The sequence below is a fragment of the Burkholderia sp. BCC1972 genome (genome assembly GCF_905339605.1).
Taxonomy (GTDB): domain Bacteria; phylum Pseudomonadota; class Gammaproteobacteria; order Burkholderiales; family Burkholderiaceae; genus Burkholderia.
Window position 1 is genome coordinate 17,664 of the sequence record NZ_CAJPGH010000046.1, and the last position, 21,355, is coordinate 39,018.

At 66.3% G+C, this 21,355-nt stretch carries 20 protein-coding genes and 1 pseudogene; 12 read left to right on the forward strand and 9 right to left on the reverse strand.

The annotated features are described in order from the left end of the window. Positions 1–127 precede the first annotated feature (127 nt). Positions 128–898, forward strand: coding sequence for a hypothetical protein (locus U5798_RS35795; RefSeq protein ID WP_124456211.1), 771 nt, complete (start codon positions 128–130; stop codon positions 896–898). Between the two features lie 48 nt (positions 899–946). Here U5798_RS35795 and dut read toward each other — a convergent pair whose 3' ends face one another. From dut to U5798_RS35820, 5 genes are all read right to left on the reverse strand, one after another. After that, complete coding sequence (dut, locus tag U5798_RS35800) at positions 947–1,393, reverse strand: dUTP diphosphatase (protein ID WP_021160741.1); 447 nt, start codon at positions 1,391–1,393, stop codon at positions 947–949. A 55-nt stretch (positions 1,394–1,448) separates the two neighbouring features. Beyond that, positions 1,449–2,660: a bifunctional phosphopantothenoylcysteine decarboxylase/phosphopantothenate--cysteine ligase CoaBC gene (coaBC, locus tag U5798_RS35805; RefSeq protein WP_124456210.1), complete on the reverse strand. Its 1,212-nt coding sequence runs from the start codon at positions 2,658–2,660 to the stop codon at positions 1,449–1,451. Between the two features lie 67 nt (positions 2,661–2,727). Beyond that, a complete protein-coding gene (lspA, locus tag U5798_RS35810; RefSeq protein WP_124456209.1) occupies positions 2,728–3,228 on the reverse strand; it encodes a signal peptidase II in 501 nt (166 codons plus the stop codon). 2 nt (positions 3,229–3,230) lie between these two features. After that, positions 3,231–6,068, reverse strand: a complete 2,838-nt coding sequence (ileS, locus tag U5798_RS35815) for an isoleucine--tRNA ligase (protein WP_322084766.1) — start codon at positions 6,066–6,068, stop codon at positions 3,231–3,233. A 102-nt stretch (positions 6,069–6,170) separates the two neighbouring features. After that, on the reverse strand, positions 6,171–7,163 hold the full coding sequence (locus U5798_RS35820; RefSeq protein ID WP_124456207.1) for a bifunctional riboflavin kinase/FAD synthetase: 993 nt from the start codon (positions 7,161–7,163) through the stop codon (positions 6,171–6,173). 123 nt (positions 7,164–7,286) lie between these two features. Here U5798_RS35820 and purN point away from each other — a divergent pair, with 123 nt between their 5' ends. From purN to nadC, 6 genes are all read left to right on the forward strand, one after another. Continuing rightward, a complete protein-coding gene (gene purN, locus U5798_RS35825) occupies positions 7,287–7,949 on the forward strand; it encodes a phosphoribosylglycinamide formyltransferase (protein WP_322084767.1) in 663 nt (220 codons plus the stop codon). Next, positions 7,946–9,211, forward strand: a complete 1,266-nt coding sequence (locus U5798_RS35830) for an RsmB/NOP family class I SAM-dependent RNA methyltransferase (RefSeq protein WP_322084768.1) — start codon at positions 7,946–7,948, stop codon at positions 9,209–9,211. Before purN ends, U5798_RS35830 begins: the two co-directional genes overlap by 4 nt. Positions 9,212–9,229: 18 nt before the next feature. Then, positions 9,230–10,609, forward strand: a complete 1,380-nt coding sequence (locus U5798_RS35835) for a mechanosensitive ion channel family protein (RefSeq protein ID WP_322084769.1) — start codon at positions 9,230–9,232, stop codon at positions 10,607–10,609. 220 nt (positions 10,610–10,829) lie between these two features. After that, positions 10,830–12,026 (forward strand): acyl-CoA desaturase, encoded by a 1,197-nt coding sequence (locus tag U5798_RS35840; RefSeq protein WP_124456203.1) that lies wholly within the window; start codon positions 10,830–10,832, stop codon positions 12,024–12,026. A 217-nt stretch (positions 12,027–12,243) separates the two neighbouring features. Further along, positions 12,244–13,380 carry a quinolinate synthase NadA gene (nadA, locus tag U5798_RS35845; RefSeq protein ID WP_322084770.1) on the forward strand — a complete coding sequence of 379 codons (1,137 nt, stop codon included), beginning with the start codon at positions 12,244–12,246 and terminating at the stop codon, positions 13,378–13,380. Beyond that, positions 13,377–14,258 carry a carboxylating nicotinate-nucleotide diphosphorylase gene (gene nadC, locus U5798_RS35850; RefSeq protein ID WP_322084771.1) on the forward strand — a complete coding sequence of 294 codons (882 nt, stop codon included), beginning with the start codon at positions 13,377–13,379 and terminating at the stop codon, positions 14,256–14,258. The genes nadA and nadC overlap by 4 nt, the downstream gene beginning before the upstream one ends. 97 nt (positions 14,259–14,355) lie before the next feature. On the opposite strand, the gene nadB is transcribed toward nadC, so the two are convergent. From nadB to radC, 4 genes are all read right to left on the reverse strand, one after another. Then, a complete protein-coding gene (nadB, locus tag U5798_RS35855) occupies positions 14,356–15,942 on the reverse strand; it encodes an L-aspartate oxidase (protein WP_047898822.1) in 1,587 nt (528 codons plus the stop codon). A 161-nt stretch (positions 15,943–16,103) separates the two neighbouring features. Beyond that, entirely contained in the window at positions 16,104–16,271 is a 168-nt protein-coding gene (gene rpmG / locus U5798_RS35860; protein WP_006478046.1) for a 50S ribosomal protein L33, read from the reverse strand. A gap of 17 nt (positions 16,272–16,288) precedes the next feature. Then, a complete protein-coding gene (gene rpmB, locus U5798_RS35865; RefSeq protein WP_004186391.1) occupies positions 16,289–16,522 on the reverse strand; it encodes a 50S ribosomal protein L28 in 234 nt (77 codons plus the stop codon). 237 nt (positions 16,523–16,759) lie between these two features. Continuing rightward, the gene (gene radC / locus U5798_RS35870; protein WP_124456200.1) at positions 16,760–17,533 is read right to left on the reverse strand and encodes a RadC family protein; all 774 of its coding nucleotides are present in this window, start codon (positions 17,531–17,533) and stop codon (positions 16,760–16,762) included. 136 nt (positions 17,534–17,669) lie between these two features. On the opposite strand from radC, the gene U5798_RS35875 reads away from it, so the two are divergent. The 5 genes and pseudogenes from U5798_RS35875 to U5798_RS35895 form a co-directional block, all read left to right on the forward strand. Beyond that, positions 17,670–18,125: an FKBP-type peptidyl-prolyl cis-trans isomerase gene (locus U5798_RS35875; RefSeq protein ID WP_124456199.1), complete on the forward strand. Its 456-nt coding sequence runs from the start codon at positions 17,670–17,672 to the stop codon at positions 18,123–18,125. A 2-nt stretch (positions 18,126–18,127) separates the two neighbouring features. Then, positions 18,128–19,108: a 4-hydroxy-3-methylbut-2-enyl diphosphate reductase gene (gene ispH, locus U5798_RS35880; RefSeq protein WP_011352949.1), complete on the forward strand. Its 981-nt coding sequence runs from the start codon at positions 18,128–18,130 to the stop codon at positions 19,106–19,108. A gap of 268 nt (positions 19,109–19,376) precedes the next feature. Next, a complete protein-coding gene (locus U5798_RS35885) occupies positions 19,377–20,051 on the forward strand; it encodes an amino acid-binding protein (RefSeq protein ID WP_124456198.1) in 675 nt (224 codons plus the stop codon). Between the two features lie 211 nt (positions 20,052–20,262). Beyond that, a complete protein-coding gene (locus U5798_RS35890) occupies positions 20,263–21,213 on the forward strand; it encodes a branched-chain amino acid ABC transporter permease (RefSeq protein WP_006478051.1) in 951 nt (316 codons plus the stop codon). Positions 21,214–21,231: 18 nt separating this feature from the next. Further along, positions 21,232–21,355 (forward strand): annotated as a pseudogene (locus tag U5798_RS35895) (ABC transporter ATP-binding protein); the annotation flags it as partial.

A 21,355-nucleotide genomic window follows, 5' to 3' on the forward strand; every position in this document is an offset into this window, starting at 1 on the left:
GGCGCAACTGCCTCCCCGTTCCGCACGCTCGCTAAGGTTCCGTTAAGCCGGCGGCGATTACATTCGAACCTGTCCGCAAGGCGGGCCGGCGCGCGCCGGCCCGCCGCTTCCTGAAAATGGGGTTCGAATGAACAAACTTCCCGAAATCACGCTCGCGTTCTGGATCATGAAGATCTGCGCGACGACGCTCGGCGAGACCGGCGGCGACCTGTTGTCGATGACGCTGAACGTCGGCTACGCGGTGAGCTCGATCCTGCTGTTCGGTTTCTTTCTCGTGACGCTGGGCGCGCAGCTCCGGACGACACGCTATCGCCCGGCGGTCTACTGGGCCGTGATCGTCGCGACGAGCACGGCCGGCACGACGATGTCCGACTTCATGGACCGCACGCTCGGCCTCGGCTATGCCGCCGGGTCGTCGATCCTCGTCGCGATCCTGCTGGCGATCTTCGCGGTCTGGCGCCTGAGCGGCGAATCGCTGTCGGTCGACCTGATCCGCACGCGCAAGGTCGAGCTGCTGTACTGGATCGCGATCCTGTTCTCGAACACGCTCGGCACCGCACTCGGCGACTTCCTCGCGGACAGTTCGGGGCTCGGCTTCGGCGGCGGCGCGCTGCTGATCGGCGGGCTGCTGGCGGTGATCGTGCTCGCGCACTACTTCACGCGGATCTCGGGCGTGCTGCTGTTCTGGGCCGCGTTCGTGCTCACGCGTCCGTTCGGCGCGACGGTCGGCGACCTGCTGACGAAGCCGGTCGCGAAGGGCGGCCTCGCGCTCGGCACGGTCGGATCGTCAGCCGTGCTGCTCGGCGTGCTGGCCGCGATGGTGATCTATGCGAGCATCGCGCACGCGCGGCGACGCGAACCGGCGCCTGCACGGATCGCGCAGCCGGTCAGCGAGTGACGTCGAAAAGAAAAGGGGCCGCGAGGCCCCTTTTTCATGCAGTGCCGCTCAGTGGCGGCCGGTGCTGCCGAAACCGCCTTCGCCGCGATCGCTCTCGGCGAAATCGTCGACGATGTTGAACTGCGCCTGCACGACCGGCACGATCACGAGCTGCGCGAGCCGTTCGAACGGGTTCAGCACGAACTCGGTCTGGCCGCGGTTCCACGTCGAGACCATCAGCTGGCCCTGGTAGTCGGAGTCGATCAGGCCGACGAGGTTGCCGAGCACGATCCCGTGCTTGTGGCCGAGGCCCGAGCGCGGCAGGATCAGCGCCGCATAGCCGGGATCGGCGAGGTGGATCGCGAGGCCCGTCGGCACGAGCGTCGTTTCGCCCGGCTGCAGCGTGACCGGTGCGTCGAGGCACGCACGCAGGTCGAGGCCCGCGCTGCCGGTGGTCGCGTAGGCGGGCAGGTAGTCGCGCATGCGCGCGTCGAGAATCTTCAGGTCGAGTTTCATGCGGTCGTCGAATCGGTCGGGAAGGGCGCGGCGGCAAGCGCCGTCGCGCGGGTGATCAGATCAGGCGGTTGTCGGGCAGGCGCTTCGCGATTTCCGCGACGAGCGCATGCGCGAGTTCGTCCTTCGGGGCGCGCGGCAGGCGCGTGAGGCCGGCCGCTTCGAACAGCACGACTTCGTTGTCGTCGCGGCCGAACGTCAGCGGGCCCAGGTTGCCGACGAGCAGCGGCACGTTCTTGCGCTTGCGCTTCTCGTCGCCGTGCACGTCGAGGTCGCCGCTTTCGGCCGCGAAGCCGACGCAGAACGGCGGGTCGGGCAGCGCCGCGACCGACGCGAGGATGTCCGGGTTCTCGACGAAGGCGAGCGCCGGCATCTTGCGGTCGGCCGTCTTCTTCATCTTGTGCTCGGCCGGCTGATCGACGCGCCAGTCGGCCACCGCGGCCACCGCGATGAAGATGTCGGCATCGGCCACCGCGTGCATCACTGCGTCGTACATCTGCTGCGCGGTCTGCACGTCCTGGCGGTACACGCCCCACGGCGTGTCGAGCGCGACCGGCCCCGCGACGAGATGCACGTCGGCGCCGGCCTGCTGCGCGGCGCGCGCGAGCGCGAAACCCATCTTGCCGCTCGAGCGGTTCGTGAGGCCGCGCACGGGGTCGAGCGGTTCGAACGTCGGCCCGGCCGTGATCAGCACGCGCCGGTGCGCGAGTACCTTCGGCGCGAAGTGCGCGACGATCGCCTCATAGATCGCCTCGGGCTCGAGCATCCGGCCGTCGCCGACTTCGCCGCATGCCTGCGCGCCCGAATCGGGGCCGAGCACGGATACGCCGTCCGCGCGCAGTTGCGCGGCGTTGCGCTGCGTGGCCGGGTTCTGCCACATCTGGCGGTTCATCGCAGGGACGACGAGCAGCGGACAGTCGCGTGCGACGCACAGCGTCGACAGCAGGTCGTCCGCGAACCCGTGCGCGAGCTTCGCGAGGAAATCCGTCGACGCGGGCGCGATCACGATCGCGTCGGCTTCGCGCGACAGGTCGATGTGCGCCATGTTGTTGTCGATGCGCGCGTCCCACTGGCTCGTATAGACGGGCCGGCCCGACAGCGCCTGCATCGTCACGGGCGTGATGAACTGCGTGGCCGCTTCGGTCATCGCGACCTGTACGGTCGCGCCGGCCTTCACGAGCAGCCGCGTGAGCTCGGCGATCTTGTAGCAGGCGATGCCGCCCGTCAGGCCGAGAACGAGGTGTTTTCCTGCGAGTTCTGCGTGTGCCAACTCAGGCCTCCAAGGGTCAAACGGAACGGCCGGCACGAAGCCGGCCGTCGACGCCGAGTATGCGCGCTTAGCGCGAGCCGCGCACGCGACGCAGTTCGTCGTAGATCAGCAGCACCGCGCCGACCGTGATCGCGGAATCGGCGAGGTTGAACGCCGGGAAGTGCCAGGCGCCGAGGTGGAAATCGAGGAAGTCGATCACGTGACCGTAGACGAGCCGGTCGATCACGTTGCCGAGCGCGCCGCCGAGGATCAGCGCGAGCGACAGGCTGAACAGCCGCTGCTGGCCGTGACGCTTCAGCAGGAAGCAGATCACGAGCGTCGCGCCGATGCCGAGCGCGGTGAACGCCCAGCGCTGCCAGCCGCCGGCGGTCGACAGGAAGCCGAACGCCGCGCCGCGGTTGTACACCAGCACGAGGTTGAAGAACGACGTCAGCTCATGCTGCGCGCCGTACGCGAATGTCTTCAGGATCGCGATCTTCGACAGCTGGTCGAACAGGATCACGATCAGCGAAATGCCGAGCCAGGGCGCAAGCGCGCCGCTGGCCGGCTTCGACAGGGTTTTCGCCATGGTCAGGCAGCGCTCCGGATTTCGCCGTTTTCGAACAGGTTGGAGAAGCAGCGGCCGCACAGCGTCGGATGATCGGCATGTGCGCCGACATCTTCGCGGTAGTGCCAGCAGCGTTCGCACTTCTGGTACTTCGATGCGGCCACGTCGACGCTTTCCTGCGCTTCGTCGTCGACCTTGACGACCGTTGCAGCCGACGTGATCAGCACGAACTTCAGGTCGTCGCCGAGGCTCGTGAGCGCGTCGTAACGCGCGCCGCTTGCATGCACGGCGACTTCCGCCTGCAGCGACGAACCGATGCGGTTCGCGGTGCGCGCTTCCTCGAGCGCCTTCGTCACGTTGCCGCGCACTTCGCGCAGCAGCGCCCACTTCTCGATCAGCGCGGCCGAGCCGGAGACTTCCGGATACGCATAGTAGGTTTCCGTGAAGATCGTGTCGCTGGCCGGCTGGAACACCTTCCACGCTTCTTCCGCCGTGAACGACAGGAACGGCGCGAGCACGCGCAGCAGGCCTTGCGTCAGGTGGTACAGCGCCGTTTGCGCGGAACGGCGTGCGCGCGAATCGGCGGCGCTCGTGTACAGGCGATCCTTCAGCACGTCGAGGTAGAAGCCGCCGAGATCTTCCGAGCAGTACGTCTGCAGCTTCGCGACGACCGGGTGGAATTCGTATTTCTCGTAGTGGCCGAGCAGTTCCGTCTGCAGTTGCTGCGAGAACGCGACCGCATAACGGTCGATCTCGAGCCATTCCTCGACCGGCACCGCGTGCTGTGCGAAGTCGAAGTCCGACAGGTTCGCGAGCAGGAAGCGCAGCGTGTTGCGGATGCGGCGATAGCCTTCGGTCACGCGCTTCAGGATTTCCTCGGAGATCGCGAGCTCGCCCGAGTAGTCGGTCGATGCGATCCACAGGCGGATGATTTCCGCGCCGAGGCGGTTCGCGACTTCGTGCGGATCGATGCCGTTGCCGAGCGACTTGCTCATCTTGCGGCCTTCGCCGTCGACCGTGAAGCCGTGCGTGAGCAGGCCCTTGTAGGGCGCGCGACCGTCGATCATCGAAGCCGTGAGCAGCGACGAGTGGAACCAGCCGCGATGCTGGTCCGAGCCCTCGAGGTAGAGGTCGGCCGGGAATTGCAGCTGATCCTTGTGCGAGCCGCGCAGCACGTGCCAGTGCGTCGTGCCCGAGTCGAACCACACGTCGAGCGTGTCGCGGTTCTTTTCGTACAGGTTCGCGTCGTCGCCGATCAGCTCGCGCGGGTCGAGCGACTGCCATGCCTCGATGCCCGACTGCTCGACGCGCTTCGCGACTTCCTCGAGCAGTTCCAGCGTGCGCGGGTGCAGCTCGCCGGTTTCCTTGTGCACGAAGAACGCCATCGGCACGCCCCACTGGCGCTGGCGCGACAGCGTCCAGTCGGGACGGTTCGCGATCATGCTGAACAGGCGCTGCTTGCCCCACGACGGGTAGAACGCGGTCGCGTCGACGCCTTCGAGCGCGGTTTCGCGCAGCGTCTTGCCGCCGTCGTTCGGCGTGACATCCATGCCGGCGAACCACTGCGACGTCGCGCGGTAGATGATCGGCGTCTTGTGGCGCCAGCAGTGCATGTAGCTGTGCGTGTACTTCTCGCTGCGCAGCAGCGAGCCGGCCGCGTTCAGCGCGTCGACGATCTTCGGGTTCGCATCCCAGATCGACAGGCCGCCGAACAGCGGCAGCGATTCGATGTAGCGGCCGTCGCCCATCACCGGGTTGATGAAGTCCGAATCGGTCATCCCGTGCGCCTTGCACGACTGGAAGTCCTCGATACCGTACGCGGGCGACGAGTGCACGACGCCGGTACCCGTGTCGGTCGTCACGTAATCGCCGAGGTAGACGGGCGCCGTACGCTTGTAGCCGGGGTGGGCCGATGCAAGCGGGTGGTGGAAGCGCAGGCCGGCGAGCTTCACGCCCGGCGCGGTCGCGACGACGCGGCCCGTCAGCTTGAAGTCGGTCATGCAGGCTTCGACGCGCTCTTGCGCGATGATCAGCAGCCCGCGCTCGGTGTCGACCAGCGCGTAGACGATTTCCGGATGGAGGTTCAGCGCCTGGTTGGCGGGAATCGTCCATGGCGTGGTGGTCCAGATCACGATGCCGCCTTCTGCGCGCGGCAGCGCCGGCAGGCCGAACGCCTGCGCGGTCTTTTCCGGTTCCGCGAACGCGAACATCACGTCGATCGTCGGGTCGGTGCGGTCCTTGTACTCGACCTCCGCCTCGGCGAGCGCCGAGCCGCAGTCGAAGCACCAGTTCACCGGCTTCAGCCCGCGATACACGTAGCCCTTCTCGATGATCTTGCCGAGCGCGCGGATCTCTTCCGCCTCGTTCACGAAGTTCATCGTCTTGTACGGATTCGCCCAGTCGCCGAGCACGCCGAGGCGCTTGAAGCCGACCTTCTGCTTCTCGATCTGCTCGGTCGCGTATGCACGCGCCTTGCTCATCACTTCGGCCGCCGGCAGCGACTTGCCGAACTGCTTCTCGATCTGGATCTCGATCGGCATCCCGTGGCAATCCCAGCCCGGCACGTACGGCGCGTCGAAGCCGGCCATGTTGCGCGACTTGACGACGATGTCCTTCAGGATCTTGTTGACCGCGTGGCCGAGGTGGATGTCGCCGTTCGCATACGGCGGGCCGTCGTGCAGGATGAACTTCGGCCGGCCCTTGCTGGCCGCGCGGATCTTCTCGTAGAGGCCGCGCTCTTCCCACTCCTTGACCCACTGCGGCTCGCGCTTGGGCAGGTCGCCGCGCATCGGGAACGGCGTGTCGAGCAGGTTGACCGGATACTTGGCCTGCGGTTTCGAATCGGCTTTCTTGTTGCTCATGATGGGATCGCTATCTAAATCGGTAGACGCTCGGGCGTCGTGAATCGGGGATGCGCGCGAGTGGGCGGCGCGAGGGTGCGGCGCGAGGCGCCGCCGTCCGGATCAGCTAATTCGGTCGGTGGCCGACGTCGCGAAGCCCGTGGCGCGGCTGCCCGGCGCGCGGTCGCGCTCGATGAAGTACGCGCGCGCATTCGCGACGTCCAGTGCGATCGCGCGCGACAGCGCCTCGAGATCGTCGAATTTCGCCTCGTCGCGCAGCTTCTTCAGGAATTCGACGCGGATGAGCTTGCCGTACGCGTCGCCATGCCAGTCGAGCAGGTGGACTTCGAGCAGCACGCGGCCCGAATCGTCGACGGTCGGGCGCAGGCCGAGGCTCGCGACGCCCGGCAGCGGCTCGGGGCCGAGGCCGTGCACCTGCACGACGAAAATGCCCGCGAGCGCCGGCCGCTTGTGCGCGATCGGCAGGTTCAACGTCGGGAAGCCGAGGTCGCGGCCGAGCTTCAGCCCGTGCGCGACGTGGCCGCTGATCGCATAGCCGTGGCCGAGCGCCTGCGCGGCCGCGTCGAGATCGCCGGCCGCCAGCGCGGCGCGCACGCCCGAGCTGGAGATGCGCGTGCCGTCGCTGCCGGCCACCGTGCCCATCTGCTCGACTTCGAAACCGTATTGCTCGCCGGCCGCCTTCAGCGTGTCGAAGGTGCCCGCGCGCTTCGCGCCGTAGCAGAAATCGTCGCCGACCATCATCCAGCGCGCGTGCAGCCCGTTCACCAGCGTGCGCTCGACGAACGCCTGCGGCGACTGGCTCGCGAACGTATGGTTGAAGTGCTCGACGACGACGCGGTCGACACCGTGATCGCGCAGCGCCTCGAGCTTGTCGCGCAGCATCGCGATGCGCGGCGGCGCGCCGGCCGGATTGAAGAATTCGCGCGGGTGCGGTTCGAACGTCATCACGCACACGGGCAGGCCGCGCGCGTCCGCTGCCGCGCGCACGCGCGCGAGCAGGGCCTGGTGGCCGCGATGGACACCGTCGAAGTTGCCGATCGTCAGCGCGCACGGGGCGCGGCTCTCGGCGTTGGGCAGGCCGCGGAAGACTTTCACGATAGCGGATGCAGCGTCGGGGGAATGGGCGGTGGGATGCCGCAAAGCAGAAGATTATAAACGTTCGGACGGGTCGGCGGCCGAGAAGGCGGGAAACGCGGGGGCAAATGGTAAAATTCGCGGATGAAAAAACTCGTGATCCTGATTTCCGGTCGCGGCAGCAACATGGAGGCCATCGTCCGCGCGTGCGCGCAGGAACGCTGGCCGGCCGAGATTGCCGCCGTGATCGCCAACCGGCCCGATGCGGCCGGGCTGGCTTTTGCCGCGTCGCACGGGGTGGCGACGGCGGTGGTCGACCACCGGTCGTTCGACGGCCGCGACAGCTTCGATGCGGCGCTCGCCGCCGAGATCGACCGTTTCGCCCCCGATCTCGTCGTCCTCGCCGGCTTCATGCGCATCCTCACGCCCGCATTCGTCAGACGATATGAGGGCCGGCTGCTGAACATCCATCCGTCGCTGCTGCCGAGCTTCAAGGGCATCCATACGCATCAGCAGGCGCTCGATGCGGGTGTCGCGCTGCATGGCGCGAGCGTGCATTTCGTCATTCCCGAGCTCGACAGCGGCGCGATCGTCGCGCAGGGCGCGGTGCCCGTGCGCGCGGGCGACGACGCGGCCGCGCTCGCGCAGCGCGTACTGACCGTCGAGCATGTGCTGTATCCGCGCGCGGTGCGCTGGTTCGTCGAGGGGCGTCTGCGCCTCGAGAACGGCCGTGCAGTAGTCGCGTCGGAAGAGGCGCGCTGGATTTTCGCGGATCAACCGCATACCGAAACGAGTGAGGGCGTATGAAGCTGCACGGATTCCTGATTGGCCAGACCGAGACTTTGCTGGCCGAGGTGCTGAAGTTCGCCGGCCCTGCCGATGCGACGACGAGCCGGTTCTTCCGCGCGCACCCGAAGCTCGGGCATGCGGAGCGCGGCGTGATCGCCGAAGCCGTGTTTGCGGTGCTGCGCCGGAAAATGGAGTTTTCGCATCTCGCGGAGAGCGGCACGGGCACGCCGGCACGGCGTCTCACGCTGCTCGGCCTGATGCAGACGGCCGGCCGCAATGCGCTGAGGCCGTTCCTGTCCGACACCGAGGCCGCGTGGCTCGAACACGTGTCGAAGATCGATCCGGCCAGCCTGCCGGTGCGTGTGCGCACGAACCTGCCCGACTGGATCCACCAGGCGCTGTCGGCCCGTTTCGACGCCGAGGAGCTCGCGCAGCTCGCCGCCGCGCTGAACTACTCGGCGCCGCTCGACCTGCGCGCCAATGCGCAGAAGGCGACCCGCGACCAGGTGATCGACGCGCTGCGTGCGAACGGGATCGATGCGGGCGCGATGCCGTTCGCGCCGTTCGGCGTGCGTGTCGTCGGCAAGCCGGCGCTGACGCGTCTGAAGCTGTTCGAGGAAGGCCAGATCGAGGTGCAGGACGAAGGCAGCCAGCTGCTGTGCTCGCTCGTTGCGCCGCGCCGCGGCGAGATGATCGTCGATTTCTGCGCCGGCGCGGGCGGCAAGACACTCGCGCTGGGCGCGATGATGCGCTCGACCGGGCGCCTCTATGCGTTCGACGTGTCGGAGAAGCGCCTCGCGAAGCTGAAGCCGCGCCTTGCGCGCAGCGGGCTGTCGAACGTGAACCCGGTGCTGATCGACAGCGAGCACGATGCGAAGATCAAGCGGCTCGCCGGCAAGATCGACCGCGTGCTGGTCGACGCGCCGTGTAGCGGCCTCGGCACGCTGCGCCGCAATCCGGACCTGAAGTGGCGCCAGACGCGCACGGCGATCGACGAGCTGGCGCCGAAGCAGGCGTCGATCCTCGCGAGCGCCGCGCGCCTCGTGAAGAAGGGCGGGCGGCTCGTCTACGCGACCTGCAGCGTGCTCGACGCCGAGAACGAGCGGATCGTCGAGCAGTTCCTGGCCGATCATCCCGAGTTCGTGCTGGTGCCGGCGCAGAAGGTGCTGGCCGACCAGCGCATCGAGCTCGAGACGGGCGACTACCTGTCGTTGTGGCCGCATCGTCACGCAACCGACGGCTTCTTCGCCGCGGTGCTCGAGCGGCGCGCCGCGCAGTAACGACTGCCCGGACGGACGATGGAAAATCTGCAGAGCCGCCTGCTGTCGCACCGGCTGGCGTCGGTCATTCGTGACTTCCACCAGCCGGTGATGATCTGGCAGGCGGCGATCCTCGTCGGCGCGCTGTGCTTCGCGTGGGTGGCCGCGCGCTTCGTGCACGGCCGCATCGATGCCCGCCGCCGGGCGGCCGGCCGCGCGCCCGGCGCGGGCGCGCAAAGCCTGAAGCGCGCATTGTTCCCGTTGTTCGGCAGCGTGTTCGTCGGTGTCGCGCAGCTCGCGTTCGACCCGTTCATGTCGACGTCGCTGCTGTCGCTCGCGCTCGTGCCGCTGTTCGGCATCGCGTCGATCTACGTGCTGTTCTTCTTCGCGCGGCGCGTGTTCGCGCGCGACGGCCACACGCATGCGTGGCTGTCGATCGTCGAGAAGATCGTGTCGACCGTCGTGTGGGCCGCGATGGTGCTGACCGTGCTCGGCATCCAGCGCGACGTGCTCGGCTGGCTCGACAGCGTGCAGTTCCGCGTCGCCAACGCGCACCTCACGCTGCTGTCGGTGATCTCGGGCGCGCTGTGGGTGTGCGTGACGCTGATGGTCGCGATGTGGCTCGGCTCGGTGCTCGAGGATCGCCTCACGCGCGCGAGCACGCTCGACGCGAACCTGAAGGTCGTGCTGTCGCGGGTCGGGCGCGCGCTGCTCGTGTTCGCGGCGATCCTGATCGGGCTGTCGCTGGTCGGCATCGACGTGACGGTGCTCGGCGTGTTCGGCGGTGCGGTGGGCGTCGGCCTCGGCTTCGGGCTGCAGAAGATCGCGAGCAACTACGTGTCGGGCTTCATCATCCTGCTCGACCGCTCGCTGCGGCTCGGCGACGCGATCAGCGTCGGCGGCCTGCAGGGGGTCGTCACGCAGATCCGCACGCGCTACACGGTCGTGCGCGGCCTCGACGGCAACGAGACGCTGATCCCGAACGAGAAGCTGATCACCGACGTCGTGCAGAACCAGTCGTCGTACCTGACGCGCGGCTATGCGAAGGTCGCGGTGCAGGTCGCGTACACGAGCGACGTCGAGCACGCGCTCGTGCTGCTCGCCGACGCGGCGAAGGGCGTGCCGCGCGTGCTGGCGGAGCCTGCGCCGACGCCGTACCTGGTGAGTTTCGGCGCGGACGGGATCGACCTGGAGCTCGGCTTCTGGATCGAGGATTCCGCGAAAGGCACGTCGGGCGTGCGCTCGACCGTGAACCGCAACATCTGGCGGCTGTTCAGCGAGCACGGGATCTCGATTCCGTTCCCGCAGCGCGAAGTACGTGTGGTCGGATTGCCGGAAGGTTTTTCCGCCGCGGGCGCGGCCGCACTCGATCCGGCAGCCGCGAACGATGCGGCGAACGGGCGCGCGCCGGCTGCGTAGCGCGCGCCGGCCGTCAAATGGCTTGACCCCGCGACCGGAACCGGATCGCGGGCCTTTCCCAGTCCGCCCGTGGACTGTTCCGATTGCGCCAGGGCAAGAAAATATTCATTTTTTACAAAGACTTGGAACGGTTGAAGTAAAATTCAAGTCTATACGCGGTATGCTTTCATTTTTCTGACGTCTGCGCGAGCCGGCGTCGCTCTCATCACAGGTAACTGCCTTGTTGAATTCCCTGCTCGATTTTCTTTCCCACGGGCTCCTGCATTTTTCGTGGTGGCAGGTCGCGTTGTTCGCGCTCGCCGTCACGCACGTCACGATCATCGGCGTGACGGTCTATCTGCACCGCTGCCAGGCGCACCGTGCGCTGGAACTGCATCCGATCGCGAGCCACTTCTTCCGCCTGTGGCTGTGGATGACGACCGGCATGCTGACGGGTCAGTGGGCCGCGATTCACCGCAAGCACCATGCGAAGTGCGAGACCGAGGAAGATCCGCACAGCCCGCAGACGCGCGGCATCTGGAAGGTGTTCCTCGAGGGCGCGGAGCTGTATCGCGCGGAAGCGAAGAACGAAGAGACGATGCGCAAGTTCGGCCACGGCACGCCGAGCGACTGGATCGAGCGCAATGTCTATTCGAAGTACCCGATTCTCGGCATCAGCCTGATGATGGTGATCGACGTCGCGCTGTTCGGCGTGATCGGCCTCACCGTGTGGGCCGTGCAGATGGTCTGGATTCCGTTCTGGGCGGCTGGCGTCGTCAACGGCTTCGGTCACTTCTGGGGCTATCGCAACTTCAACTCGGCCGACGCGAGCACGAACCTGTTCCCGTGGGGCATCGTGATCGGCGGTGAAGAGCTGCACAACAACCACCACACGTTCGCGACGTCGGCGAAGCTGTCGAACAAGTGGTACGAGTTCGACATCGGCTGGATGTACATCCGCATCATGTCGGCGTTCGGTCTCGCGAAGGTGAAGAAGGTTGCGCCGACGCCGCGCCTGAACAAGCCGAAGACGGTGCTCGACCAGGAAACGCTGCAGGCCGTGCTGTCGAACCGCTACGAAGTGATGGCGCGCTACGGCAAGGCCGTGAAGCGTGCGTATCGCCAGGAACTCGCGCACCTGAAGGAGCTCGGCTCGAGCGAGAAGTACCAGCTGATGCGCGGCGCGCGCAAGTGGTTCCACAAGGATGCCGACGGCCTCGACGAGCCGCAGAAGAAGCTGCTGCCGGAAATCTTCGCGAACAGCCAGAAGCTGCATACGTACTTCCAGCTGCGCCAGGATCTGGCGGCGATCTGGGATCGTTCGACCGCGTCGCGCGAACAGCTTCTCGCGCAATTGCAGGATTGGTGCCATCGCGCAGAACAAAGCGGCATCAAGGCGCTGCAGGAATTCGCGACGCGCCTGCGCCGCTACGCCTGATTCGAAATCGATTAGAATCTCAGGACGTCACAAACCCCGCGTTGGCGGGGTTTTTTCATTTGGGCTGCCGGTTTTTGAAGGGTGTCGGCGGAGCCGAATTTGTATGACCAGAGCATGGGATCAGAGTAAGCGCTAAAGCCCTAACTCTGATCGACCGCGAAGCATGGGATCAGAGTAAGCGCTAAAGCGCTAACTCTGATCGACAGGAGATATGGAGATGCAATCGACGATCAAACCCGTCGAGTACGACCGACCCGTCGCAGCAGGGACCGTGTGCGGCGTGGGGCAGGCATGGGCCAAGGTGCCCGACGCGCCGTCCGCCGAGGAGCGCGCTGCACTGAAGGCGCGCATCAAGGCGCTGCTCGCCCGTGAAAAGGCCGTGCTGGTCGCCCACTACTACGTGGACGCCGAACTGCAGGAACTGGCCGACGAAACGGGCGGCTGCGTGGCCGACTCGCTCGAAATGGCCCGCTTCGGTCGCGATCACGACGCGCAGACGCTGGTCGTCGCCGGCGTGCGCTTCATGGGCGAAACCGCGAAGATCCTGAGCCCGAACAAACGGATCCTGATGCCCGATCTCGACGCGACCTGTTCGCTCGACCTCGGCTGCCCGGTCGACGAATTCTCGGCGTTCTGCGATGCCCATCCGGACCGCACCGTCGTCGTCTACGCGAACACCAGCGCGGCCGTGAAGGCGCGCGCGGACTGGATGGTCACGTCGTCGATCGGCCTCGAGATCGTGGCCGACCTGCACGCGCGCGGCGAGAAGATCATCTGGGCGCCGGACCGTCATCTCGGCAGCTACATCCAGAAGAAAACCGGCGCGGACATGCTGCTGTGGCAAGGCTCGTGCCTCGTCCACGACGAATTCAAGGGTATCGAGCTCGACCTGCTGCGCGCCGAATACCCGGACGCGAAAGTGCTCGTCCATCCCGAGTCGCCGGAAAACGTCGTCGCGCAGGCCGACGTCGTCGGCTCGACCACGCAACTGATCGACGCGGCAGTCAAGCTCGACGCGACGCACTTCATCGTCGCGACCGATCTCGGCATCCTGCACAAGATGCAGCTCGCCGCGCCCGGCAAGACCTTCATCGCCGCGCCGACGGCCGGCAACAGCGCGACCTGCAAGAGCTGCGCGCACTGCCCGTGGATGGCGATGAACGGCCTCGCGAACCTCGCCGACGTGCTCGAACGCGGTCACAACGAGATCTTCGTCGATCCCGCGATCGGCGCGCGCGCGCGTTTGCCGATCGACCGGATGCTCGAATTCGCGGCCGCGCACAAGAAGCGCGTGCAGGCGAGCGGCGATCTGCAGCGCGACCAGCATCTGTTCGCGAACGTGGGGGCCGCATGAGCGAGGCTGTCTCCCCGTTGTTCGACATCGTTCGCGCGCAATACGGCGCGGCATTCGACGACGCGATCGCGCGCAACGTGGCCGACGCGATCGCCGAAGACGTCGGCGCCGGCGACCAGACCGGGCGGCTCGTGCCGGCCGGCGGGCGCCGCCGTGCGCGCATCATCGTGCGTGAAGAAGCCGTGCTCTGCGGCGTGCCGTGGTTCGAGGCCGTGATCGCCCGGATCGATCCGTCGATCGCCGTGCAATGGCGCTATCGCGAAGGCGACCGCATGACGCCCGATTCGACCGTCTGCGAACTCGACGGGCCGGCGCGCGCGCTGCTGACGGCCGAGCGCAACGGGCTGAACTTCCTGCAACTGCTGTCGGGCGTCGCGACCGCGACGCGCCGCTACGTCGATCGCGTCGAAGGCACGCGCGCGAAGATCCTCGATACGCGCAAGACGCTGCCGGGCCTGCGGCTCGCGCAGAAGTATGCGGTGCGCGTCGGTGGTGGCGAGAACCAGCGTCTCGCGCTGTACGACGGCATCCTGATCAAGGAAAACCACATCGCGGCGGCAGGCGGTGTCGGCGAGGCGCTCGACGCGGCATTCGCGCTGGAATCGGGCGTGCCCGTGCAGGTCGAAGTCGAGACGCTCGCGCAGCTCGACACGGCGCTCGCGCATCGCGCGGAGTCGGTGCTGCTCGACAACTTCACGCTCGACATGATGCGCGAAGCCGTGCGCGTGGCGGCCGGCAAGGCCGTGCTCGAAGTGTCGGGCGGCGTCAATTTCGAGACGGTGCGCGCGTTCGCGGAAACGGGCGTCGATCGCATCTCGATCGGCGCGCTGACGAAGGACGTGCGCGCGACCGACTATTCGATGCGGATCGTCGACTGACCGTACCTCGTCCTGTCAGACAAGAAAGCCGTTGGCGTTTGCGCGCCAACGGCTTTTTTCTTGGGCGCTCCCGGCGGTGGCCGGGAAGGGCGTGCGCTCAGCGGCGCGCGCGCGGCGTGAGCACGCTCGGCAACGCCTTCGGCAGCGTGTGCGGCCAGTCGCGGCTATAGTGCAGCCCGCGGCTTTCGCGGCGCGAGTGCGCGCTTTTCACGATCAGCGTCGCCACGTCGACGAGGTTGCGCAATTCCAGCAGGTCGCGCGTCACGCGGAAGTTCGCGTAGTACTCGTGGATTTCGTCGCGCAGAAGCGACAGTCGGTGCTTGGCGCGTTCGAGGCGCTTGTCGGTGCGCACGATGCCGACGTAGTTCCACATCAGGCGGCGCAGTTCGTCCCAGTTGTGCGCGACGACGACTTCCTCGTCGGCATCCGACACGCGGCTTTCGTCCCAGGCGGGCAGCGTGGCCGGCGTTTCGGCGTCGAAGCCGGCCGCCTCGATCGCTTCGGCGGCCGCGCGGCCGATCACGAGACATTCGAGCAGCGAGTTGCTTGCGAGCCGGTTCGCGCCGTGCAGGCCCGTGTACGACGTTTCCCCGACCGCATACAGGCCCGCGAGATCGGTACGCCCGGCGAGATCGGTGACGACGCCGCCGCACGTATAGTGCGCGGCCGGCACGACGGGAATCGGCTGCTTCGCGATGTCGATGCCGAATTCGAGGCAGCGCGCGTGGATCGTCGGGAAGTGTTCGCGCAGGAACGCTTCCGGCTGATGGCTGATATCGAGATACACGCAGTCGATCCCGCGCTTCTTGATCTCGAAGTCGATCGCGCGTGCGACGATGTCGCGCGGCGCGAGTTCGGCGCGCGGGTCGTGCGCGGGCATGAAGCGCGTGCCGTCGGGCAGCTTCAGCAGGCCGCCTTCGCCGCGCACGGCCTCCGAAATCAGGAACGACTTCGCGTACGGATGGAACAGGCAGGTCGGGTGGAACTGGATGAACTCCATGTTCGACACGCGGCAGCCCGCGCGCCACGCCATCGCGATGCCGTCGCCGGTCGCGGTGTCGGGGTTCGTCGTGTACAGGTAGACCTTGCCGGCGCCGCCCGTGGCGAGCACCGTATGCGGCGCTTCGATCGTGATCGTGCGGTCGTTGTCGACGTCGAGCGCATACAGGCCGTGACAGCGGCGGCCGGGCAGGCCGAGCCGGTCCGACGTGATCAGGTCGATCGCGTGGTGGTTCTCGAAGAACGTGATGTTCGGGTGCTGGCGTGCCCGCTCCGACAGCGTGGCAAGCACCGCATGGCCGGTCGCGTCGGCCGCGTGGATGATCCGGCGGTGGCTGTGGCCGCCTTCGCGCGTCAGGTGGAAGCCGAGTTCGGCCGCGTCGTCTTTCGTGAACGGCACGCCTTGCGAAATCAGCCATTCGATCGCTTCGCGGCCGTGCTCGACGATGTAGCGCGTCGCGCCTTCGTCGCACAGGCCGCCGCCGGCGACCAGCGTGTCGTCGACATGGTTCTCGATACTGTCCGCCGAATCGAGGACGGCTGCGATACCGCCTTGCGCGTTATCGCTTGCCCCCTCCATCATCGAACGTTTCGCGATCAGCGCGACACGTCGCGTGCTGGCCAGGTTGAGTGCGACCGACAGCCCTGCCAGGCCGCTGCCGACGATCGCCACGTCGAATTTCATGCTGCATCTCCATCGTTACGCTTTTTGATCTTGCGTTCCGTCAGCCGTGGCCGCGGAAAGGGGAGAGCATACCGCGTCGGGCCACAAAGCGTGCGCGCAAAACAAAAAGCCCCGCAGGAGCGGGGCTTTTCGGTCGCCGTCAGGCTGGCAGAAACCGGAGATTACTTGATCTTGGTTTCTTTGTATTCCACATGCTTGCGGACGACGGGATCAAACTTCTTGATCGCCATCTTTTCCGGCATGTTGCGCTTGTTCTTCGTGGTCGTGTAGAAGTGACCCGTACCAGCGGTGGACTCGAGCTTGATCTTGTCGCGTGCGCCTTTTGCCATGATTGTGCTCCTTGGGCTTAGGCTTCGCCGCGTGCGCGCAGGTCAGCGAGCACGGAATCGATGCCGTTCTTGTCGATCAGGCGCAGGCCGGCGTTCGAAACGCGCAGGCGCACCCAGCGGTTTTCGCTCTCTACCCAGAACCGGCGGTTTTGCAGGTTCGGGAGGAAGCGGCGCTTCGTCTTGTTGTTGGCGTGGGAAACGTTGTTGCCGCTCATCGGCGCTTTCCCAGTTACTTGGCATACGCGTGCCATGAGAGCACTCCTAATACGCTAAATTCGGGGTTCGATCGCCGATGAAGGTTCCATCGTACCGCCACGTGATCCATGGCTGCACTCAGAACGCCGAAGCCCATACAGACAAGGCCCTTCGATGGCTAGAACTGGTTGGAAAAAAGACAGACGACGATTCTAGCAGAAAAAGTTCAGAAAAATCAAACCTAATTTCGCTTCGTCGTTGCGGCGCCCCGGGGCGGGCTGCCGCGGCACAGTCTACAGCCAACCGGCACGTGCGAACGAAAAAGTATCATCGGTGCCGACGACGACGTGGTCGAGCAGCCGCACGTCGACGAGTTCGAGCGCGTCCTTCAGCACGCGGGTGAGGCGGCGGTCTTCCGCGCTCGGCTGCACGGCGCCCGACGGATGGTTGTGCGCGACGATCAGCGACGCGGCATTGTGCGCCATCGCGCGGCGCACGATCTCGCGCGGGTAGACAGCCATCCGCGTGAGCGAGCCGCGCGTGATTTCCTCCATGTCGATCAGGCAGTTGCGCGCATCGAGATACACGGCGACGAACACTTCCTGCGAACGCGAGCCGATCTTCAGCCGCAGGCAATCCTCGACGGCCTGCGGCGAATCGATCGGCGAGCGCACCTGCGCCTTCTCGTTCATCACGCGCCGCGCGATCTCGATGATCGCGGCCAGCCGCGCGGCGCGCGCGGGGCCGATGCCGGGGTGCGCCTGGAAATCGTCGGTGCTCGCTTCGAGCAGCCCGCGCAACGTCTTGAACCGATCGACCAGCGCACGAGCGGTGACGAATACATCGTGCCCGGGCTTGCCCGTGCCGAGCAGCAGCGCGATCAGTTCGTCGTCGGTCAGCGCAGCCGGCCCGCGCTCCAGCAACCGCTCGCGCGGCCGCTCGGGCCGCCAGTTGCCGGTACGGCGCTTGCGCGGGCGAATCGGGAGAATGCGGGCCGGCGGATCGGCCGGCGCAGGGGCGGTGTCGCGGCATTCGACCGGCGACAGGGCGAGGCAGGGTGACGTCATGCTCGAAACTCCATTGGCGGCAGGGCGGTATGCGCGACGTCGTCGCACTTTCCGCCTTGCGCGCTCAGGTGACTTACAATATTGGCTTTGCGCCGGGCCATTCGGCCGTATCGGGCGCCGACCGAACGAGTAATTCATGAGCCTCATCGATCTATCCGAAGTGAAGCCCGGTTCCCATGTCACGTTGCATTACCGGCTGGCACTGGCCGACGGCGCCGACATCGTCAACACCTTCTCCGACAAGCCGGCCACGCTGCTGCTGGGCGCGGGGCAACTGGCACCCTCGCTCGAACAGATTCTGCTCGGGCTCAGGGTCGGCGACCACTCGACTTATCAGCTAGCCCCCGATCAGGGGTTCGGTCCCCGTAATCCCGACATGCTCCAGCGCGTGACGCTGTCGACGCTGCGCGAGAACGGGATGGTCGGCGACGATTTCACGCCGGGCGAGCTGATCGAGTTCAACGCGCCTGACGGCGGCCGGTACGCCGGGGTGCTGAAGGAAGTCAGCGAGACCTCGGCGCTGTTCGACTTCAATCATCCGCTCGCGGGCCAGGCGCTCACGTTCGAAGTGAAAATCATCGGAATCCTGTAATCATGAGCACCACCGATACGCTGTCCGGGCAGACCGTCGCCGCCGATGCCGAAATCCTGCTGGCCCAGCCGCGCGGCTTCTGCGCGGGCGTCGACCGCGCGATCGAGATCGTCGAGCGCGCGATCGCGATGCACGGTGCGCCGATCTACGTTCGTCACGAGATCGTCCACAACAAGTACGTCGTCGAGGATCTGAAGAAGAAGGGCGCGATCTTCGTCGAGGAACTCGAGGAAGTGCCGGCCGGCAACACCGTGATCTTCAGTGCGCACGGCGTGTCCAAGGCCGTGCGCGACGAGGCCGACGTGCGCGGCCTGCGCATTTACGACGCAACCTGCCCGCTCGTCACGAAGGTGCACGTCGAAGTGGCGAAGATGCGCCAGGACGGCGTCGACATCGTCATGATCGGGCACAAGGGCCACCCGGAAGTCGAAGGCACGATGGGGCAGGTCGAGCGCGGCATGCATCTCGTCGAGAGCGTCGAGGACGTGCAGAAACTCGAGCTGGCCGATCCAGAGCGCATCGCGCTCGTCACGCAGACGACGCTGTCCGTCGACGACGCAGCGGAGATCATCGGTGCGCTGAAGGCGAAGTACCCGAAGATCCGCGAGCCGAAGAAGCAGGACATCTGCTACGCGACGCAGAACCGCCAGGACGCGGTGAAGTTCATGGCGCCGCAATGCGATGTCGTGATCGTCGTCGGCAGTCCCAACAGCTCGAATTCGAGCCGCCTGCGCGAAGTGGCCGAGAAGCGCGGCGTCGACGCCTACATGGTCGACGCGCCCGACCAGATCGATCCGGCATGGGTCGCCGGCAAGCGCCGCATCGGCGTGACGGCCGGCGCGTCGGCGCCGGAAGTGCTCGCCCAGGCCGTGATCGCGCGGCTGCGCGAACTCGGCGTGCGCAACGTTCGCGCACTCGACGGCATCGAGGAAAACGTGTCGTTTCCGCTGCCGCGCGGGTTGAACCTGCCGCCTGCCGCCTGATCGCCGCATCGCACCTGCGGAACACCGAAGCGCGCCTTCCCGGCGCGCTTTTTTTTCGTCTCGAAATTGCAATCGCAACCATGATTCGCGACTGTGGTGCAACCTGGTTGCTCCATGCGTTTCCAGCCGTCTCTCAAAATTGGTTGCAATGCAGGAAAACCCCATCGAATCGGGATTATTGGCGTCCTATAAATGGAGTTACAATGCGCCCGTTTTCAAGCCGGAATGGCTTTGAAACGGGTTTTGGCAAGGCGCGGGAGACCATTCGATGCATGTGAAGTTGGCGTACGCCGTGTCCGTCGCCGCACCGGTTGCAATGCTTGCCGGATGCAGCAAAAAGAGCGACGACGGGGCGGGCAGGGAGGCTGCGGTGTTCGCGGCACCGCCGGCTAGCGGCGTGCGCGTCGCTGGAACCGGTCGTGCGGCGCCAACGGCGTGCCGTATCGCGCAATGGGGCAACGACAAGGAATACGGGGCACGTTTGACGATTGACGAAATCAACGCGCTTGGGCCGACGAACGGCCCGGCAGCGGGCATGCCGGTTGCAGTGCAGCAAGCCGCCGATCGTGGCGCGACGCCGACCGTGCGTGCCGCTCGACGGATGCCGGCCGAGCGCGGCGCTGCGGGCAGCGCGCCGATGTCACCGGCCCCCCTTCATTTCAATTCGATGAATCAGCGTGCCGCCACGACCGGTCGGGTCATGGCGCGCGGTCTGGTTCGTACGATGGATTCCGACGCAGTCCTGACGAATGTCGGGTGCGGCGTTCGCGGTGCCGTGCCAGGCAACGCGGCACGGAATCCGATCCGTCCGGATGGGGCGCTTGCGCCGCGTCGGACGGGCCAAGGCACGGATGCCGGGAAACCGGACGAAGGCCGTCTCGGCATGCTGCTCCACGACTTCAAGGAGGCCAGGAACACCGTCCTCGATGTCGTGACGATTTAGCGACGGGACTCATGACGGCACCGGAACAGTGCGGTGCCGTTTTTGTATCCGCTCCGGCGGCAGGTCCGGCCGTACAGGCCGGGCGGCGCGCGCCGGGACGATCCACCCTTACCGGTATCGACTAGTACCCGCAGTGTCGCCGAGAAGGCGCGATTCCTCGCTTACCCGCGGGGCGCAACGTCCTCCGGCTGCACGGGCCAAGGAGCTTTAAATGGATATTTTCGTCCAGCAGGTTCTCAACGGGCTGGTGCTCGGCAGTGTCTACGCCATCATCGCGTTGGGCTACACGATGGTGTACGGCATTCTCGGCATCATCAACTTCGCGCACGGCGACGTGCTGATGATCGGCGCGATGGTCGCGCTGTCGGCCATCACCGTGCTGCAGAACCATTTCCCCGGACTCGGCAACGTCGCGACGCTGACGATCGGCCTGGGCATCGCCGCGGTCGTCTGTGCGTTCGTCGGCTTCACGATCGAACGCGTCGCGTACCGGCCGCTGCGCCGCGCACCGCGCCTCGCCCCGCTGATCACTGCGATCGGCGTGTCGATCCTGCTGCAGACCGCTGCGATGATCATCTGGTCGCGCAACCCGCTGCCGTTCCCGCAATTGCTGCCGACCGATCCGATCAACGTGATCAAGGCCACCGACACGACGCCCGGCGCCGTGATCTCGGTCACTGAAATCGTGATCATCGCGGTCGCGTTCATCGTGATGGGCGGCCTGCTGCTGCTCGTGCACAAGACCAAGCTCGGCCGCGCAATGCGCGCGATCGCCGAAAGCCCGAATACGGCCAGCCTGATGGGCGTGAACCCGAACTTCGTGATCTCCGCGACGTTCATGATCGGCTCCGCGCTCGCCGCGCTGGCCGGCGTGATGATCGCGTCCGAATACGGCAACGTGCATTTCTACATGGGCTTCATCCCCGGCATGAAGGCGTTCACCGCCGCGGTGCTGGGCGGGATCGGCAACCTCGGCGGCGCGATGGTCGGCGGCGTGCTGCTCGGCCTGATCGAGCAGCTCGGGGCCGGCTACATCGGCAATCTCACGGGCGGCGTATTCGGCAGTAACTACCAGGACGTGTTCGCCTTCGTCGTGCTGATCATCGTGCTGGTGTTCCGTCCGTCCGGCCTGCTGGGCGAACGGGTCGCGGATCGCGCGTAACGGAAGGGAGCAAACAACATGACATCCATTCAACCGATCGAATCCTCGACGTCGCTCGTCGAAGAGCGCAACACCGCCAAGACCGTCGTCATCGGCATCCTGACCGCCGTGTTCGTGATCGCCGCGCCGATCATCATCGGCT